The sequence below is a fragment of the Legionella moravica DSM 19234 genome (assembly GCF_000423305.1).
In the GTDB taxonomy this organism is placed as follows: Bacteria; Pseudomonadota; Gammaproteobacteria; order Legionellales; family Legionellaceae; genus Legionella; species Legionella moravica.
On the sequence record NZ_AUHS01000011.1, the window covers coordinates 67938 to 83321 of the forward strand.

Here is a 15384-nt window from a genome sequence, read left to right on the forward strand (position 1 = left end):
TTTCCGAGCGTAGCGAGGAATCTCCTGCAAATTGGCACAATCTAAATTAATGCATTAATTATCATTACCTTTTAAACTCTCTGTTTTTACGAGGAATTTAATGATGTCATCAGAAGATGTACCTGGATTTTTATATCATTTCGACACGTGAAGATGATTCTCGCGTACGCAAAGATCATGCTCCTGAAAATATGGCGATGGTTCGGCATATTATTTTGAACAGGTTACAAAATACCAAAAAGAAATTTAAGGATATGAGCATTAGGCGCCTGCAGAAAAAGGCTGGCTGGGGAGACTCAACTCTTGATATGATTTTAATGGCCGCATTTTAATGGGATCGTGCAACCTTGCGGGAGATTCCTCGCTACGCTCGGAACGACGTCATATTTTTAATGGGACAGCTGTGGTTAATCTGTAAATTAATGTTGAAAATTGCCTTCTTAAAATTTCAAATTACGATTCATCTTGAACTCTAAGCGCGAGTGTTAGTACACTAGACTTTTAGCCTTGTGTTGAGACCATGAATCTAAATACTATTGCATCATTGCTTTCCCAAACCTGTTCGATAAATGCCGAAGTTACTGGTGTTTGTATTGACAGCCGGATTATTAACCCTGGAAATCTGTTTGTCGCCATTAAAGGAGAGCACTTTGATGGGCATGATTTCATCAAGGACGTTGAAGCAAAGGGCGCTGTTGCAGTGGTCGTAAGCCAGGCTATTCAGGGGGTGAACATCCCTCAGTTTGTCGTAGACGATCCTGTCTTGGCTTTGGCTAAAATTGCCGAAGCGCATCGCCAAAAAATTCATTGTCCTGTCATTGCATTAACTGGCTCAAATGGAAAAACTACCGTTAAAGAAATGATAGCCGCAATTTTACCCTCTCCTTCACATGCAACTAAGGGTAATTTAAACAATCATATTGGCGCTCCTTTAAGTGTATTGCAGCTCAATCAGCAACATCGCTATGCTGTCTTTGAGTTGGGAGCAAATCACCTGGGAGAAATTGCTCATACCGTGGGAATTGTTCATCCTGATGTAACCTTGATTAATAATATTGCTCCAGCTCATGTTGAAGGATTTGGCTCAATAGATGGTGTTGCACGAGCAAAAGGAGAGATACATCAAGGTTTATCCGCTCATGGAACTGTTGTGATTAATGATGATGATGCTTATTCCCATTTTTGGGATAGTTTGATAGGGGATAAACGGGTATTAAGATTTTCAGCGACACACCCAGCAGATATTTATGCTCAGGATGTTCGATTGGATACTCATGGCCGAGGCCATTTTTCTTTAGTGTTGCCGAATGCCAGAGCTGATATTGAATTACAGGTACCTGGTTTGCATAATGTCAGGAATGCTTTGGCTGCAGCAACGTGTTGTTATGCCGTTGGTATTTCAATTCAGGACATTCAAAATGGTTTAAACCAGTTCGGCGGAGTAAAAGGGCGAATGACCACTTTACCTGGGAAAAACAAGTCAACAATTATAGATGATACGTATAACGCCAATTTGCGCTCTGTGCTAACTGCTTTGGAAGTATTGGCATTGCGGCCTGGAAAAAGAATATTTGTATTCGGAGACATGGGTGAGTTAGGTGAGTGGGCGACGCAACACCATCAGGAAGTTGGATTGGCTGCGAAACAATTGGGAATTGATCAAATGTTAAGTTGTGGAACCCATAGCCTGTTAGCCTCCCAAGCATTTGGCGCCCAAGGACACCATTTTTCAAGCCAGGAAGAGTTGGTTCAAAATTTACTCGATGAGCTGTCAGATAATACAACTGTATTGGTAAAAGGATCACGCTCTAGCGCGATGGAAAAAATTGTGAATAAACTGCTTAATTGATTCGATTTGAATGTGATATGCTTTGTCGCTTTTTGCCCCACTAGGGGTTTGTGTTTTACAGTAGTTTAAATAAAGCACAGCCCTAATGATTAACATGAGGAAAAATTATGCTCTATTGGCTAACGCAGCTATTCCAGGGACAGTATCATGCGTTAAGAGTTTTTCAATACCTGACTTTCAGATCCATCCTGGCTTCTTTAACCGCATTAATGGTCGGTTTGTTGTGTGGTCCCTTAATGATTAACTGGTTGCGGGGATTGCAAATTGGCCAAATGGTCCGTAATGATGGCCCTCAATCGCATTTATCCAAAGCCGGCACGCCTACCATGGGGGGCGTATTAATATTAGTGGCTGTTACGGTCAGTTGTCTGCTTTGGTGTGATTTAAAGCAATCCAGTTTGTGGTTGGTACTGTTGGTTACTCTGAGCAATGGTATTGTTGGTTGGGTTGATGATTATCGCAAGTTGGTATTAAAAAACAGTAAAGGTCTTCCAGGACGATGGAAATATTTTTGGCAATCAGTTATTGCTGTGATTGCAGTTGTGTATTTATACATGAATGCCAGTTTGCCTGTGAACACCCAGTTAATTCTGCCATTTTTTAAAACCGTGACTTGGGATCTGGGTATTTTATTTCCATTCCTTGCTTATTTTGTTATTGTAGGTAGTAGCAATGCTGTCAATTTAACGGACGGATTAGATGGATTGGCAATTATGCCCATAGTTATGGTGGCTGGTGCTCTTGGTGTTTTCGCATACGCTTCCAGTAATTCGGTGTATTCCAATTATTTGGCTATTCCGTTTGTACCCAATACAGGTGAGTTAACTATATTTTGCTCGTCTATTGTTGGCGCAGGTTTAGGATTTCTTTGGTATAACAGTTACCCAGCACAGGTCTTTATGGGGGATGTCGGTTCTCTTGCTTTAGGCGCTGCATTGGGCATAGTGGCTGTAGTCGTAAGACAGGAACTTGTGTTATTAATAATGGGTGGGTTATTTGTCATTGAAACAATCTCGGTTATATTACAAGTGGGCTATTTTAAAATATCTCATGGGAAACGATTGTTTCGCATGGCGCCGCTACACCATCACTTTGAATTAAAAGGGTGGTCGGAGCCTAAAGTCATAGTCAGATTCTGGATTATTACTGTTGTATTTGTGTTATGCGGTTTGGCTACATTAAAACTACGATAGGCTAGGTGCATTCATGAATCATTCCTTATATTTAGTCGCAGGCTTAGGCAAAACAGGATTATCTATAGCAAGGTACCTGCATAGAAAAAATAAACCCTTTATCGCATTTGATACCCGGATAGAGGCTCCTGGACTAGCAGAGTTTAAAGCGGAATTTCCTCATATTCCTGTTTATCTGCAATCGATACCCGAAGAACAATTAAGTCAGTTAACGGATATCATCACCAGTCCTGGTTTGTCTCTGGATACGCCTTTTATTAAACAGGCGATTCAGTCAGGTGTTGCCGTCTATGGTGATATTGAGTGTCTGGCCAAAGAGATTAATGCGCCTGTTGTAGCGATTACAGGAACGAATGGCAAATCTACAGTGACCACTTTAGTGGGCGAAATGGCGAAAGCCGCTGGATTCAGTGTTGCTGTCGCAGGTAATATTGGAACACCAGTACTGGATATGCTGGATGATGATCACCAGTATGATTTATGGGTTCTGGAATTATCCAGTTTTCAACTGGATTTGACTCATTCTTTATCACCGATAGCCGCGACTATTCTGAATGTAACCCCGGATCATTTAGACAGACATCATACCATGGAAGCCTATACGCAGGCCAAACAACGAATTTATCACCAGGCTAAGGTCGTCATTGTGAACCGTGAAGACGCGGCGACCATTCCGAGTGATGCAATGAACACAGGGGCTCAGCAGGTCTCTTTTGGCAGTGATGTTCCTGCCCCAGGCAATTGGGGAATCATCTCCAGAGAAGGGAGCATGTATCTGGCAAAAGGTAGTGAATGTCTTTTGTCTGTAGACTCCCTATTGATCAAAGGAGTGCATAATTGGCTTAATGCGCTTGCTGCGTGCGCTTTGGCTGAGGCTGCTGGAATACCAGAACACCATATCGTGCAGGTATTGAAAACATTCTCAGGATTACCTCATCGTTGTCAATGGGTAAGGTCTCTGGATGGTGTCGAGTGGATAAATGATTCAAAAGGAACAAATGTAGGTGCCACGATCTCTGCTATTAATGGAATAGGGGGTGCTATGCAAGGGAAAATTGTTCTTATCGCTGGAGGGCAAGGGAAAGGTGCTGATTTTAACGATTTGACGAAGCCGATTGCCGATTTTGTTCGTTCCATTGTACTTATAGGAGAAGATGCTGACAAAATGGAGGCCGCTCTGGCTCATGTCGTGCCTGTAGTTCGTGCGTCTTCACTTGATAATGCCGTGGTATTGGCGAAGACATGTGCAAAACCGGGCGATGTCGTTTTGTTATCACCCGCCTGTGCAAGTCTGGATATGTTTCGCGATTTCAATCATAGGGGGGATGTCTTTGCATCCTCCGTAAATGGATTGTAAGTAGCATGCGACCAAGACATTTAAATCAAAGAGGGAAGCCAGTCAGTAAACCGATATCACTCTATGACAAGTGGTTGATTGGAGCTGTTTTTGGCCTGGTGATTATTGGTTTGATGATGGTCGCTTCCAGTTCGGTGATGATCTCTACTAAATACTTTCACCAACCGTTTCATTTTTTAATTCGACAGGCCTGTTATTTATTTTTTGGTTTAATGCTGGCCTTGATTGTAGTGCGTACGGACAGCAGTTTTTGGGAAAAAATAAGCATGCCCATGCTGATTATCTGTTTGGTGATGTTGCTTGTTGTGTTGGTCCCGGGAATTGGCCGATCTGTGAACGGTAGCAGGCGATGGCTTGCTTTTGGACCCATAGGCATTCAAGTGTCAGAAATGGCAAAATTAACCATGATTTTTTATTTGGCAGGGTACTTGGTACGGCAGCAAGAAGCGGTGAGTAGCAGTATCTTCGGATTTATTAAGCCCATGATGATCTTGGGTGTTGTTTCCTTCTTATTGCTGCTAGAACCTGATTTTGGAGCTACTGTTGTTATTTCTGGTACCGTTATGGCCATGCTGTTCCTCGCAGGAGTGAGATTAAGGTACTATATAGGTTTAATGATTGTGGTTATTGGCGCTCTCGCGCTTCTTGCCATTTCTTCACCTTATCGTGTCGCCAGGTTAACTGCCTTTCTGGATCCCTGGGCTGATCAATATAATAGCGGATATCAACTCACGCAGTCTTTGATCGCATTTGGACGTGGGGGCTGGTTTGGCTCAGGTCTTGGTGAAAGCATCCAGAAACTAATGTACTTACCCGAAGCACATACCGATTTTTTATTCGCTGTACTTGCTGAAGAGTTAGGGTTGTTTGGAATTTTAGTTGTAATGCTGTTGTATAGTATACTTGTATTTAGGGGACTTAATATCGCATATACAGCCCATGTTCAAGATCGTCTCTTTGCTTCATTTACGGCATATGGTCTGACTTTTTGGTTAGCCTTGCAGGCTGCAATCAATATGGGGGTTAATGTGGGTTTGTTGCCTACAAAAGGGCTAACTCTGCCATTACTTAGTTACGGTGGTGCCAGTATAGTAATTAATTGTGTGGTTGTCGCATTGTTATTGCGAATAGACCATGAAAATCGTTGGCAGTCTCTTGGATTGAGAACGCAAACGGCATAAGGGGGAATTGTGAATAATTCAGGACCATTTTTATCTACAAGGATGGGGCATGTAGAACAAATTCATTTTGTTGGTATCGGTGGCGTTGGCATGTGCGGTATCGCGGAAGTGTTGCATAATCAAGGTTATCGTATTACAGGTTCTGATATTGGTGAGAGCAGCACGGTACAGCGATTAAAATCGTTGGGTATACAGGTTCATATTGGTCATCGTGTTGAGAATATTCAAGGTGCTGATGTAGTTGTGCGTTCTTCGGCTGTTGATATGAATAATCCGGAGATTATTGCCGCACGTGAATTAATGATTCCGGTGATCCCAAGGGCAGCAATGCTGGCTGAGTTAATGCGATTCAGGCATGGAATCGCTATTGCTGGAACTCACGGTAAAACGACGACCACCAGTCTGGTGAGTAGCTTGCTTGCCGAAGGTGGACTCGATCCCAGTTTTGTTATTGGTGGAAAACTAAATAGCTGCGGCAGCAATGCACAATTAGGCAAATCGGCCTATTTTGTGGTTGAGGCGGATGAAAGCGATGCTTCATTTTTATTTTTAAAACCGATGATGGCAGTGGTTACCAACATCGATGCTGATCATATGGATACCTATCAGGATGATTTTGATAAATTAAGAACTACGTTTCTTGAATTTTTACATCACTTGCCTTTTTATGGTCTGGCTGTGGTGTGCATAGAAGATGACGAAATTCAAAAAATTCTTCCAGCAATCCAAAGACCTACCTTAACCTACGGATTTAAAGAGGAAGCTCATTACCGCGCTGTAAATTGGACACAAAATGAAATGCTCAGTCAGTTCACCGTAATTAGGCCCGCTCCTTATTCGCAATTAGCGATTGAGTTCCGATACCCTGGGCGTCATAATGTCTTGAATGCCTTGGCAGCAATTGCAATTGCAACAGAGCTGGGGGTTGATGATGAGTCCATTATTCGCGGTCTGAAAAAATTTCAGGGAGTAGGACGACGGTTTCAAATGCTGGGTGAACGACAGTTTGAACACGGCTCTGCTATAGTCGTTGACGACTACGGACATCATCCACAAGAAATTTTATCAACGATCGATGCATTCCGACGTGTTTGGCCGAATAGACGCCTGGTGCATGTATTTCAACCGCATCGTTACAGCAGGACCCAATCTTTATACAATCAATTTATCGATGTTTTAAGTCTTTCTGATGAATTGTTCCTGTTTGATATCTATGCTGCAGGCGAGAAAGCGATTCCAGGCGTTACCAGTGAGGGGTTGGCTCAAGGAATCAGGGGTAAAGACAGACGAGTGACCCTGGTTAATGAACAATCTTTGAAAGAAAAACTGGACGAGCTGGTTAAAGATGGTGATGTTATTTTGATGCAGGGAGCTGGAAATATTGGCCAAATGGCAGTAAATCTAATGAAAAAGGGTGAAAATTAACATGCACGCAATGGAACAGGATTGTGTCCTTGTTGCAGATATTGAAGCTGTGATTTATTTGGTGCAAACTAAAGTTAAAGAGCAAACAACTATAGAGTTGATGCACGAAGTACATATTATTGGAGACTGTTAATGTCTAAGCTTATCAACCTTGTTTTGCTTTATGGCGGGAAATCAGGCGAGCATGAAGTTTCCCTCACTTCAGCGTCTTCGGTTCTCAGGCATCTGGATTCTGAAAAGTACCATATTATTCCGATAGCAATGGATAAAAATGGGCAGTTTCATTTGCACACTTACACCGATTTGCTGAATTATAAAGAAAAACTCCCTGTAGTAACCGAGTTTTCGAAACCATTGGACAGTTTGGTAAGTAATGGTCGCCTTGCTGTTGATGCCGATGTCGTTTTTCCTGTAGTGCATGGTCCGTTATACGAAGATGGCAGCCTGCAAGGCTTGCTCGAGTTGGCTGGCGTGGCCTATGTGGGTTGCGATGTACTGCCTTCAGCCATTGGTATGGATAAGGATATGGCACGAAGAGTCGCATGCATTGATGGCCTTCATTCTGCCCAGTATCAATTATTATCCTGGCATACTACTCCGGCTGAAAGACAGCAGTTTTGTAATGATGTTTCTGCTGAATTGGGTTGGCCCTTATTTGTAAAGCCTTGTTCCTTAGGATCCAGTGTTGGTATTCATAAAGCAAGAAATATGGCCGAGTTGGTTGCTGCTGTAGATGATGCCTTACGGTACGATGAAGAAATCCTGGTTGAACAATTCATTCAGGGTCGAGAAATTGAATTGGCTGTACTAGAAAATAATAAACCTTCTGCCAAGCCTCGAGTCAGTGTGGCGGGAGAAATCCGGGTGAATCATCCAGATGGTTTTTATTCATATACCGCTAAATATCTGGAAAGTACTCAGACTGATTTAATCATTCCAGCGCTGTTAAATGAGAAACTGAGTGAGCGTTTAAAACAAGCTGCTGCCGATATTTTTTCACGATTAAAATGCAAAGGAATGGCGCGAGTTGATTTTTTTGTAAATGATAAAACAGAAGAAATATACTTTAATGAAATCAATACATTGCCCGGTTTCACCTCAATCAGCATGTATCCCAAACTGTGGCAGGCTAGCGGTTTGACTTACTCTGAGTTACTTGATGAACTGATTCAAATTGCAATGACACATCAACACTGTCGACAACATTTAGTGACTAATTACCTGTGAAAGAGAACATCAAGAAAAAGGATGTTGATTCCGATGGGCTGCGCTATGCCAGTCTGTTGGGGTTATTAATTGTAAGTGCCTTGCTGCTGGCAGGGCGTTTGGGTTATTTATACCTTGCTGATGCGGAACGTTTTCCGATAACTACAATTAAAGTTGCAGCCAGTTATGAGCATGTCAGTCATAAGGAATTGGAGTCCATATTGGCAAAACATTTGAGTGCCAGTTTTTTTGCTTTACCGGTGAGCCAGTTACAAAATGAACTTAATGCAATAAACTGGATTGAAAGTGCTTATGTGGAACGAGTCTGGCCTGATACAATTAAAATCAAGTTGGTAGAAAAGAATCCTGTTGCCATTTGGGACAATGCCTTGATGACCGAGGATGGCAAATTATTTAATGAGGGTGATGTTCCTGCTGATTTAAGCATCCCAAAATTGAAAGGTCCCATCGGTCAACAATTAGACGTCTTACAAGTTTATGAAAAATTGAGTAAGATATTATCATCGTATGGTTTAAATGCTTCTGGATTGAGCTTAAGAGACAATCAGGCCTGGGTGTTAATACTGGGTAATGGCGTAAAAATATACTTAGGAAAGAAAGAGTTAGAAGCGCGATTGCTGCGTTTTTGTAAAGCATATCCTGCAGTGTTTGCTGAAAAAGCAGATCAGTTGGCGAGCGTGGATTTACGTTATCCACGTGGAATGGCAGTGCAGTGGAAACAACAAACGGGACGATAATGGCTAAAAAAATAGAAAAAAATATTATCACTGGATTGGATATTGGCACTTCAAAAATAATTGCCTTAATTGGTGAAGTGACCTCTGATGGAGCGATTGAAATAATTGGAATTGGCCGCCATCCTTCTCGCGGTTTAAAACGTGGAGTCGTCGTTGACATAGAAGCCACAGTTAATTCCATACAACGCGCAGTGCAGGAAGCCGAGTTAATGGCGGGCTGTGAAGTCAGAACCGTTTATGCAGGGATAGCCGGAAGTCATATCCGTAGTTTGAACTCCCATGGGATTGTTGCTATTCGGGATCAGGAAGTGTCTCAGGCTGATGTGGAACGAGTGATTGATGCAGCCAAGGCCGTGGCCATACCTGCCGATCAAAAAATTCTCCACATATTGCCTCAGGAATTCATCATTGATCATCAGGGTAGTATCCGTGAGCCTATAGGCATGGCTGGAGTCAGGTTGGAGTCCCGGGTGCATATAGTTACCGGATCAGTCAGTGCCGCTCAGAATATAGTCAAGTGCGTCCGTCGGTGTGGATTGGAAGTCAATGACATCATTTTGGAGCAACTGGCATCCAGTCATGCGGTACTGACTGAAGATGAAAAAGATTTGGGTGTTTGCCTGATTGATATTGGTGGTGGTACTACTGACATTGCCATATTCTGTGAAGGGGCAATTCAGCATACTTCAGTAATTCCCATCGCAGGAGATCAGGTGACAAATGATATAGCGATGGCTTTACGAACACCAACAAAGGCTGCGGAAGCAATTAAATTGACCCACGCCTGTGCTTTACCTGAACTGGCAAACTCAAATCAAATGCTGGAAGTTGCAAGCGTCAATGAACGGCCAGGAAGAAAAATATCAGCCAAGGCGCTGGCTGATGTCGTTTCTGCCCGATATGAAGAGTTGTTCTCTTTGGTTCGCAATGAGCTAAAACGAAGCGGATTTGAAGACAGAATGGCTGCTGGTATTGTCCTGACTGGTGGCGCTTCTAATGTCAGGGGCGCAATTGAACTTGCGGAATTAAATTTTGAAATGCCAGTTCGCAAAGGATGTGCGCATCATGTATCTGGTCTGGCAGAGGCTACTGAAAATCCCTCTTTTGCTACCGGTGTTGGCTTGCTGCTTCATGGCTTCCAACAGCAATATGAAGGAGGATATAATGTGCCAGCATTGAATGATAATACCAAGGGAATTTGGTCACGAATGAAAGAGTGGTTCCAGGGTAATTTTTAATTGATTAGACACATGATTTTATAAAATTTTGACGAATACTCATGACGATTGAGTAAACGATTAGGGGTTGCATCATAATGCAACATGTTCAAAACTGTTTTAAAGTGATAAGCAGAACAAAGCAGCACACTAGGGGAGCGGGGTTATGTTTGAATTAATGGAAAGCAGCCATCATGATAATAATGCTGTAATAAAAGTAGTCGGTGTTGGTGGTGGCGGCGGTAACGCTGTGGAACATATGGTTGCTGAAAATATTGATGGTGTCGAGTTTATTTGTGCTAATACAGACGCCCAGGCATTAAAAGGTTCCAATGCTAAAATTCATATTCAATTAGGTGACGAACTGACCAAGGGATTGGGGGCAGGAGCTAATCCTCAAATCGGCCGTGAAGCTGCAGAAGAAGACAGAGATCACATACGAGAAATCTTAAGCGGTGCGGATATGGTTTTTATTACAGCAGGTATGGGCGGAGGCACTGGAACAGGTGCTGCACCAGTATTTGCCGAGATTGCCAAAGAATTGGGAATCTTGACCGTTGCTGTTGTAACCAAGCCATTTTCTTTTGAAGGAAAGCAACGAGCACTTGCAGCTGAAGATGGAATCCGTCGTTTGGCTGAGCATGTTGATTCATTGATAACAATACCAAACAATAAATTATTAAGCGTTTTAGGAAAAAACATCAGTTTACTGAATGCGTTTAAAGCGGCAAACAACGTGTTGCTTGGTGCCGTAAAGGGTATATCGGACTTAATTACTCGTCCTGGATTAATCAACGTGGATTTTGCTGACGTGCGAACAGTAATGTCAGAAATGGGTATGGCCATGATGGGAACAGGAAGTGCTGTAGGCGAGCAAAGAGCCAGACAAGCAGCTGAAGCAGCAATCGCTTCTCCTTTACTGGAAGATGTGAATTTTTCCGGAGCACGAGGAATACTGGTCAACATTACTGCCGGTCTGGATATGTCTATTGGCGAGTTTGAAGAAGTTGGCGACGTGGTTAAAGAATTTATTTCCGATGATGCAACCGTGGTCGTGGGTACCGTAATTGATCCTGACATGACTGATGAAATGCGGGTTACTGTAATCGTAACTGGTTTGGGTGACATGAGACAACGTCATCAACAGCCGCAACAACAAGGTCAAAGAGCTCGTTTAATGGAATCCACTCGAAGTGATGGGTCTCTTGACTATCACCAATTGGATCGGCCTGCGGTTATTCGTAAACAAGCTCAAAGTGCTTCTTTATCTCCATCTGCTGCAAAAACTAAAAATCCTGTTAGTGATAGTGTTCCAGATGTTGATTATCTGGATATACCAGCCTTCCTTCGTCGTCAGGAAGAGGAAGCCTAGTTGCACGAATACTCGAGTGTATTTTTTAAACGATTCTGAGTTTTAAAATGGAGCACAGTCTTATGCAGGCTGTGCGTTTTAAGGTTGTGATCGTCTGAATGACGCTTGAAACAGGCTTTCAAATAAATGATTTGTTCTTGATTAATGTATTGATTTTAGATTAGAGATGCGTTCTGGATAATACGAATCAATTAAGTGTTTTTCGTAAATCCTGGCAATATTATTAGGGAAAAATAGGTCTATACGGTTTAAGTATAGAAAAAAATTAGACTAATCAATAAATTGTTGCTAAGATCAAGAGGTTTTTGCGCGCAAAATAAATAAAGAAAAAAGGTGAGCACTGAATGATAAAACAAAGAACTCCTAAAAAGGTAATCCAGGCTACTGGCGTTGGGTTGCATTCCGGTGAGAAAGTGCTTTTAACCTTAAGACCCGCTCCTGTTAATACAGGGATCGTTTTTAGAAGAGTGGATCTGTCACCAGTTGTCGAAATTCCAGCATCCTACGAATATGTCGGGGATACCATGCTCTGTACTACTTTACATCATGGAAATGTTAAAATTGCAACTGTAGAACATCTCCTGTCTGCTTTGGCTGGTTTAGGTATTGATAATGCCTACATTGATGTCAATGCGCCAGAGTTACCGATTATGGATGGCAGTGCAGCACCCTTTGTTTTTCTGATTCAATCTGCTGGCATAAAAGAGCAAAATGCTGCCAAGAAGTACATCCGTATTCTTAAGCCCATTCGTGTTGAAGACAATGGTAAATACGTTCAGTTCTTACCGCATAAAGGGTATAAGGTTTCTTTCACTATTGATTTTGATCACCCTGTATTTAATGACAAGCCCCAAACCGTTAGTTTTGATTTTTCAGGCACTTCCTATGTGAAAGAAGTCTGCCGTGCCAGAACTTTTGGTTTTCTTTCCGACTATGAAAAATTGCGGGAATGTGATTTGGCTAAAGGCGGTAGCCTGGATAATGCTATCGTTGTTGATAATTACCGTGTACTTAATGAAGATGGATTACGTTTTGAATCAGAATTTGTGACTCATAAAGTTCTCGATGCAATTGGTGACTTATATTTGTTGGGTTCCAGTTTAATTGGTGCATTTGAAGGGTATAAATCAGGTCACGAATTGAATAACAGGTTATTACGTGAATTAATGGTCAGGCAAGACGCTTGGGAATATACCTATTTTGACGCAGAAAATTATTTGCCATCAATGCAATCTGAATATTATCCTGTCGAAGCCTAATCCAAACATAATGACACCATCAGGCTATTTTTTAGCTTCATTCAGGGTGTGTTGATAATCATTTAATGACTTGTCATAACACCCTGGTTAAAGGCTAAAGAACTTGTTGGCGTAACTTATTAGTCAGCTCATCTCCACAGTAGCGGAGTTCCATTACAGTGATGCTATGGTTCTCATTAAATAAATCTTTAATAGTGATGTATCTATCTCAGTAATATTAAATTGATTGGATGTTTTCTATTAATTTGTAATATGCTCTGGATATAAAGGCAAAGGAGTCGCACGATGAAAATCAAAACAGGATTAATAACTCTTTCACTGATCTGTAGTTCTGCTGTGTCTTTAGCCGATGCTACGATTGACACCAAACAACGTGACGCACTCCGTCTGCACTGGATGGACTCTACCATTTTACCTGGTCAGGATTACTATTCCTACGCAAATGGAGCCTGGCAAAAAAATAATCCTATACCCGCTGAATATGCCTCCTGGGACAGTTTTAATGTACTCAATGAAAAAATTCAGAATATCATTCATCAGATGCTCATTAATGCTGCGCAAGATACCCACGCTAAAGAGGGCAGCATAGAGCAAAAGGTAGGTGATTTTTATTTTAGTGGAATGGATGAAACAACCATCAACAAAGTGGGTATTACCCCCATACAATCTGAATTTTCTCGCATTGACTCGATAAAATCTCTTGATGATTTACAAAAGGAACTGGTCCATTTACATCAAATAGGTGTCGATGCTTTATTTGGTTTTGGCAGCATGCAGGACTATAAAAACAGTAACTTGATGATAGGAGCTGCCGTTCAAGGCGGCCTGGGTCTGCCAGAACGCGATTATTATTTAAGCGACAATCCCAAATTCAAAAAAATTCGCGAAGCCTATGTCAATCATCTCGACAAGATGTTTCAGTTACTTGGCGACAGCCCGGAAAAGGCTGCCAAGGAAGCAAAAACCGTAATGGATATTGAAACCCAGCTGGCTAAAATTTCAATGCCTATAATCGAACGTCGTAATCCCAAAGCGGTATATCATATTATGACGCTTAATGAGCTTGAACAAATTACCCCTGATTTTTCATGGCCCTATTATCTAAAGGCAATAGGTCAGGATCAACTGACCAGCATTAATTTAGCGATGCCTGATTTTTTTAAGGGTATGAATAATTTATTAAAATCAATCAGCCTGGATGAGTGGAAAATCTATTTACGCTGGCATTTAATAGATGCGTTTGCTTCCTATCTTTCCAAGCCTTTTGTAGATCAGAATTTTAAGATGGTCAGTGCTCTTACAGGAATTGAAAAATTATTACCTCGATGGAAACGGGTTGTGAATACTGAAAATGGAGCGTTAGGATTTGCAATTGGTAAAATGTATGTAGAGAAGTATTTTCCTCCGAAGGCCAAAGAGCAGGTCGAAGAAATTCTGAAGAATATTCGTAGTGTTTTGCGAAACGATCTGGCTTCCTTGAGTTGGATGTCTCCAGAAACAAGAACAGCAGCATTGAAAAAACTGGACTTAATGCAGCAACGAATTGGGTATCCGACAAAATGGTGGGATTATTCCAAACTAAAAGTGGATAGAGGACCTTATGTGCTAAACGTCATAAGGGCCAATGTATTTTTGATTAATAGAGATCTGGAGAAAATTGGTAAGCCCATTGATAAATCCGAATGGGAGATGACGCCACAAACGATTAATGCTTATTACGATGTTTCAATGAACAGTATCAATATGCCTGCCGGGATATTACAAGCTCCATTTTTTGATCCTGATGCACCTGCTGCAGTGAATTATGGCGCGATTGGATTTGTAATGGGGCATGAAATCACTCATGGTTTTGATGATCAAGGAGCACAATTTGATGGTTATGGAAACCTGAATAATTGGTGGAAACCCGAAGATTTGACCAAATTTAACAATGCGACTCAATGTATCGCAGATCAATTTTCTAACTATGTGGTTGATGGCAATTTGCGCGTACAGGGAAAACTGGTCGTTGGCGAAGCTGCTGCAGATCTAGGTGGTCTTACTCTAGCTTATAAAGCATTTTTGCAATCAAACGATTATAAAACTGCCAAAACTATAGAGGGTATTACCCCTGCTCAGCAATTTTTCCTGGGTGCTGCACATGTTTGGGCTAAGAATATCCGACCCCAGCAATTACAGAATCAAGTAACAACCGATCCTCATCCACCAGCTCAATATCGAGTTAATGGCAGTTTTGCCAATATGCCTGAGTTTAGAGAGGCTTATAAACTTCCGGACGACAGTCCCATGGTCAATAAGCAGAGGTGTGTTATTTGGTAAAAAACAGGAACAAACAAAATTTGCTATAGTTAGGTTAGAAAAGTCAGTAGCTTCAGGCACTAGGGTCTGTTGACAATTCAAGTTTCGACGTCCCGCGACTTGTTCGCGGGATTCAATTCATTCTTTATAGACGCAATATATTCTTGTTTTGCGCACGATGTATCGATTCCGCGAACAAGTCGCGGAAAGTAGGCTTGAACATAATGAAATGTCAACAGCCCCTAGCAAAAGGTATTGGAACAGCAGTA

General features: G+C 41.8%; 12 protein-coding genes and 1 pseudogene. All 13 read left to right on the forward strand.

The annotated features are described in order from the left end of the window. Positions 1–116: 116 nt before the first annotated feature. The 13 genes and pseudogenes from G543_RS0102770 (at position 117) to G543_RS0102830 (ending at position 15136) form a co-directional block, all read left to right on the forward strand. Positions 117–332, forward strand: coding sequence for a DDE transposase family protein (locus G543_RS0102770; protein ID WP_028383173.1), 216 nt, complete (start codon positions 117–119; stop codon positions 330–332). 188 nt (positions 333–520) lie between these two features. Further along, complete coding sequence (locus G543_RS0102775) at positions 521–1849, forward strand: UDP-N-acetylmuramoyl-tripeptide--D-alanyl-D-alanine ligase (protein WP_028383174.1); 1329 nt, start codon at positions 521–523, stop codon at positions 1847–1849. Between the two features lie 107 nt (positions 1850–1956). Continuing rightward, the gene (gene mraY, locus G543_RS0102780; protein ID WP_028383175.1) at positions 1957–3042 is read left to right on the forward strand and encodes a phospho-N-acetylmuramoyl-pentapeptide-transferase; all 1086 of its coding nucleotides are present in this window, start codon (positions 1957–1959) and stop codon (positions 3040–3042) included. 13 nt (positions 3043–3055) lie between these two features. Next, positions 3056–4399, forward strand: a complete 1344-nt coding sequence (murD, locus tag G543_RS0102785; RefSeq protein WP_028383176.1) for a UDP-N-acetylmuramoyl-L-alanine--D-glutamate ligase — start codon at positions 3056–3058, stop codon at positions 4397–4399. A 5-nt stretch (positions 4400–4404) separates the two neighbouring features. Further along, positions 4405–5580, forward strand: coding sequence for a putative lipid II flippase FtsW (ftsW, locus tag G543_RS0102790; RefSeq protein WP_028383177.1), 1176 nt, complete (start codon positions 4405–4407; stop codon positions 5578–5580). 9 nt (positions 5581–5589) lie between these two features. Beyond that, positions 5590–7005: a UDP-N-acetylmuramate--L-alanine ligase gene (murC, locus tag G543_RS0102795; RefSeq protein ID WP_028383178.1), complete on the forward strand. Its 1416-nt coding sequence runs from the start codon at positions 5590–5592 to the stop codon at positions 7003–7005. Positions 7006–7039: 34 nt separating this feature from the next. After that, positions 7040–7138 (forward strand): annotated as a pseudogene (locus G543_RS18880) (UDP-N-acetylmuramate dehydrogenase); the annotation flags it as partial. Next, complete coding sequence (locus G543_RS0102805) at positions 7138–8232, forward strand: D-alanine--D-alanine ligase family protein (RefSeq protein WP_028383179.1); 1095 nt, start codon at positions 7138–7140, stop codon at positions 8230–8232. The pseudogene G543_RS18880 and the gene G543_RS0102805, both read left to right, overlap by 1 nt. Then, on the forward strand, positions 8229–8969 hold the full coding sequence (locus tag G543_RS0102810; protein WP_028383180.1) for a cell division protein FtsQ/DivIB: 741 nt from the start codon (positions 8229–8231) through the stop codon (positions 8967–8969). Before G543_RS0102805 ends, G543_RS0102810 begins: the two co-directional genes overlap by 4 nt. After that, positions 8969–10207 carry a cell division protein FtsA gene (ftsA, locus tag G543_RS0102815; RefSeq protein WP_028383181.1) on the forward strand — a complete coding sequence of 413 codons (1239 nt, stop codon included), beginning with the start codon at positions 8969–8971 and terminating at the stop codon, positions 10205–10207. The genes G543_RS0102810 and ftsA overlap by 1 nt, the downstream gene beginning before the upstream one ends. A gap of 145 nt (positions 10208–10352) precedes the next feature. Next, a complete protein-coding gene (ftsZ, locus tag G543_RS0102820; protein ID WP_028383182.1) occupies positions 10353–11558 on the forward strand; it encodes a cell division protein FtsZ in 1206 nt (401 codons plus the stop codon). Between the two features lie 344 nt (positions 11559–11902). After that, the gene (lpxC, locus tag G543_RS0102825; RefSeq protein ID WP_028383183.1) at positions 11903–12817 is read left to right on the forward strand and encodes a UDP-3-O-acyl-N-acetylglucosamine deacetylase; all 915 of its coding nucleotides are present in this window, start codon (positions 11903–11905) and stop codon (positions 12815–12817) included. Positions 12818–13102: 285 nt separating this feature from the next. After that, positions 13103–15136 (forward strand): M13 family metallopeptidase, encoded by a 2034-nt coding sequence (locus G543_RS0102830; protein WP_028383184.1) that lies wholly within the window; start codon positions 13103–13105, stop codon positions 15134–15136. Positions 15137–15384: the final 248 nt, after the last annotated feature.

Bases quoted from the DNA above. Each gene is read 5' to 3' on its own strand.
- G543_RS0102805 (WP_028383179.1), top strand. From the start codon at position 7,138: ATGTCTAAGCTTATCAACCTTGTTTTGCTTTATGGCGGGAAATCAGGC.
- mraY (WP_028383175.1), top strand. From the start codon at position 1,957: ATGCTCTATTGGCTAACGCAGCTATTCCAGGGACAGTATCATGCGTTA.
- ftsA (WP_028383181.1), top strand. From the start codon at position 8,969: ATGGCTAAAAAAATAGAAAAAAATATTATCACTGGATTGGATATTGGC.
- G543_RS0102830 (WP_028383184.1), top strand. From the start codon at position 13,103: ATGAAAATCAAAACAGGATTAATAACTCTTTCACTGATCTGTAGTTCT.
- G543_RS0102775 (WP_028383174.1), top strand. From the start codon at position 521: ATGAATCTAAATACTATTGCATCATTGCTTTCCCAAACCTGTTCGATA.
- murD (WP_028383176.1), top strand. From the start codon at position 3,056: ATGAATCATTCCTTATATTTAGTCGCAGGCTTAGGCAAAACAGGATTA.
- lpxC (WP_028383183.1), top strand. From the start codon at position 11,903: ATGATAAAACAAAGAACTCCTAAAAAGGTAATCCAGGCTACTGGCGTT.
- ftsW (WP_028383177.1), top strand. From the start codon at position 4,405: ATGCGACCAAGACATTTAAATCAAAGAGGGAAGCCAGTCAGTAAACCG.
- G543_RS0102770 (WP_028383173.1), top strand. From the start codon at position 117: ATGTACCTGGATTTTTATATCATTTCGACACGTGAAGATGATTCTCGC.
- ftsZ (WP_028383182.1), top strand. From the start codon at position 10,353: ATGTTTGAATTAATGGAAAGCAGCCATCATGATAATAATGCTGTAATA.